Source organism: Pseudomonas sp. NBRC 111143 (assembly GCF_001320965.1).
GTDB classification, from domain to species: domain Bacteria; phylum Pseudomonadota; class Gammaproteobacteria; order Pseudomonadales; family Pseudomonadaceae; genus Aquipseudomonas; species Aquipseudomonas machongensis.
Genome location: NZ_BCBT01000101.1, coordinates 1 through 3,247, shown reverse-complemented (window position 1 = coordinate 3,247; position 3,247 = coordinate 1). Strand labels below are relative to the sequence as shown.

2 rRNA genes are annotated in these 3,247 nt (G+C 51.9%); both read left to right on the top strand.

The features are described from left to right. Positions 1–55 precede the first annotated feature (55 nt). A 23S ribosomal RNA gene (locus APH44_RS28655) occupies positions 56–2,948 on the top strand. 133 nt (positions 2,949–3,081) lie between these two features. Next, positions 3,082–3,197 (top strand): 5S ribosomal RNA (gene rrf, locus APH44_RS28650). Positions 3,198–3,247: the final 50 nt, after the last annotated feature.

Genomic DNA, 3,247 nt, shown 5'->3' with positions numbered 1-3,247 from the left:
CGAATTTTCGGCGAATGTCGTCTTCACAGTATAACCAGATTGCTTGGGGTTATATGGTCAAGTGAAGAAGCGCATACGGTGGATGCCTTGGCAGTCAGAGGCGATGAAAGACGTGGTAGCCTGCGATAAGCTTTGGGGAGTCGGCAAACAGACTGTGATCCAGAGATCTCTGAATGGGGGAACCCACTCAGCATAAGCTGAGTATCTTGTACTGAATACATAGGTGCAAGAGGCGAACCAGGGGAACTGAAACATCTAAGTACCCTGAGGAAAAGAAATCAACCGAGATTCCCTTAGTAGTGGCGAGCGAACGGGGACCAGCCCTTAAGTTGATTTGAGATTAGTGGAACGCTCTGGAAAGTGCGGCCATAGTGGGTGATAGCCCCGTACACGAAAGTCTCTTTTCAATGAAATCGAGTAGGACGGAGCACGAGAAACTTTGTCTGAACATGGGGGGACCATCCTCCAAGGCTAAATACTACTGACTGACCGATAGTGAACCAGTACCGTGAGGGAAAGGCGAAAAGAACCCCGGAGAGGGGAGTGAAATAGAACCTGAAACCGTATGCGTACAAGCAGTGGGAGCCTACTTTGTTAGGTGACTGCGTACCTTTTGTATAATGGGTCAGCGACTTATATTCAGTGGCGAGCTTAACCGAATAGGGGAGGCGTAGCGAAAGCGAGTCTTAATAGGGCGCTTTAGTCGCTGGGTATAGACCCGAAACCGGGCGATCTATCCATGGGCAGGTTGAAGGTTAGGTAACACTGACTGGAGGACCGAACCGACTACCGTTGAAAAGTTAGCGGATGACCTGTGGATCGGAGTGAAAGGCTAATCAAGCTCGGAGATAGCTGGTTCTCCTCGAAAGCTATTTAGGTAGCGCCTCATGTATCACTGCTGGGGGTAGAGCACTGTTTCGGCTAGGGGGTCATCCCGACTTACCAAACCGATGCAAACTCCGAATACCAGCAAGTGCCGAGCATGGGAGACACACGGCGGGTGCTAACGTCCGTCGTGAAAAGGGAAACAACCCAGACCGTCAGCTAAGGTCCCAAAGTCATGGTTAAGTGGGAAACGATGTGGGAAGGCTTAGACAGCTAGGAGGTTGGCTTAGAAGCAGCCACCCTTTAAAGAAAGCGTAATAGCTCACTAGTCGAGTCGGCCTGCGCGGAAGATGTAACGGGGCTCAAACCATGCACCGAAGCTACGGGTATCACCTTTGGTGATGCGGTAGAGGAGCGTTCTGTAAGCCTGTGAAGGTGAGTTGAGAAGCTTGCTGGAGGTATCAGAAGTGCGAATGCTGACATGAGTAACGACAATGCGAGTGAAAAACTCGCACGCCGAAAGACCAAGGTTTCCTGCGCAACGTTAATCGACGCAGGGTTAGTCGGTCCCTAAGGCGAGGCTGAAAAGCGTAGTCGATGGAAAACAGGTTAATATTCCTGTACTTCCAGTTATTGCGATGGAGGGACGGAGAAGGTTAGGCCAGCCTGGCGTTGGTTGTCCAGGTTTAAGGTGGTAGGCTGAAATCTTAGGCAAATCCGGGATTTCAAGGCCGAGAGCTGATGACGAGCGCTCTTTAGAGTGCGAAGTGGTTGATACCATGCTTCCAAGAAAAGCTCCTAAGCTTCAGATAACTGGGAACCGTACCCCAAACCGACACAGGTGGTTAGGTAGAGAATACCAAGGCGCTTGAGAGAACTCGGGTGAAGGAACTAGGCAAAATGGCACCGTAACTTCGGGAGAAGGTGCGCCGGCGAGGGTGAAGGACTTGCTCCGTAAGCCCATGCCGGTCGAAGATACCAGGCCGCTGCGACTGTTTATTAAAAACACAGCACTCTGCAAACACGAAAGTGGACGTATAGGGTGTGACGCCTGCCCGGTGCCGGAAGGTTAATTGATGGGGTTAGCGCAAGCGAAGCTCTTGATCGAAGCCCCGGTAAACGGCGGCCGTAACTATAACGGTCCTAAGGTAGCGAAATTCCTTGTCGGGTAAGTTCCGACCTGCACGAATGGCGTAACGATGGCGGCGCTGTCTCCACCCGAGACTCAGTGAAATTGAAATCGCTGTGAAGATGCAGTGTATCCGCGGCTAGACGGAAAGACCCCGTGAACCTTTACTATAGCTTTGCACTGGACTTTGAGCTTGCTTGTGTAGGATAGGTGGGAGGCTTTGAAGTGGGGACGCCAGTTCTCATGGAGCCATCCTTGAAATACCACCCTGGCAACCTTGAGGTTCTAACTCAGGTCCGTGATCCGGATCGAGGACAGTGTATGGTGGGTAGTTTGACTGGGGCGGTCTCCTCCCAAAGAGTAACGGAGGAGTACGAAGGTGCGCTCAGACCGGTCGGAAATCGGTCGTAGAGTATAAAGGCAAAAGCGCGCTTGACTGCGAGACACACACGTCGAGCAGGTACGAAAGTAGGTCTTAGTGATCCGGTGGTTCTGTATGGAAGGGCCATCGCTCAACGGATAAAAGGTACTCCGGGGATAACAGGCTGATACCGCCCAAGAGTTCATATCGACGGCGGTGTTTGGCACCTCGATGTCGGCTCATCACATCCTGGGGCTGAAGCCGGTCCCAAGGGTATGGCTGTTCGCCATTTAAAGTGGTACGCGAGCTGGGTTTAGAACGTCGTGAGACAGTTCGGTCCCTATCTGCCGTGGACGTTTGAGATTTGAGAGGGGCTGCTCCTAGTACGAGAGGACCGGAGTGGACGAACCTCTGGTGTTCCGGTTGTCACGCCAGTGGCATTGCCGGGTAGCTATGTTCGGAAGAGATAACCGCTGAAAGCATCTAAGCGGGAAACTTGCCTCAAGATGAGATCTCACTGGGATCTTGAATCCCCTAAAGGGCCGTCGAAGACTACGACGTTGATAGGTTGGGTGTGTAAGCGCTGTGAGGCGTTGAGCTAACCAATACTAATTGCCCGTGAGGCTTGACCATATAACACCCAAGCAATTTGCTTTGCAGATTGCGGTGGTGAAGACGAAACGAACCGAAAGTTCGAAGCGACTCACAAAGATCACATATCCGAATTGGCTGGCGTGTCTGCAAAGACGCACTGGCAACCGAATTTCTTGACGACCATAGAGCATTGGAACCACCTGATCCCATCCCGAACTCAGCAGTGAAACGATGCATCGCCGATGGTAGTGTGGGGTTTCCCCATGTGAGAGTAGGTCATCGTCAAGATTCATTTCGCAAAACCCCTATCTGCGCGAGCAGGTAGGGGTTTTGTCTTT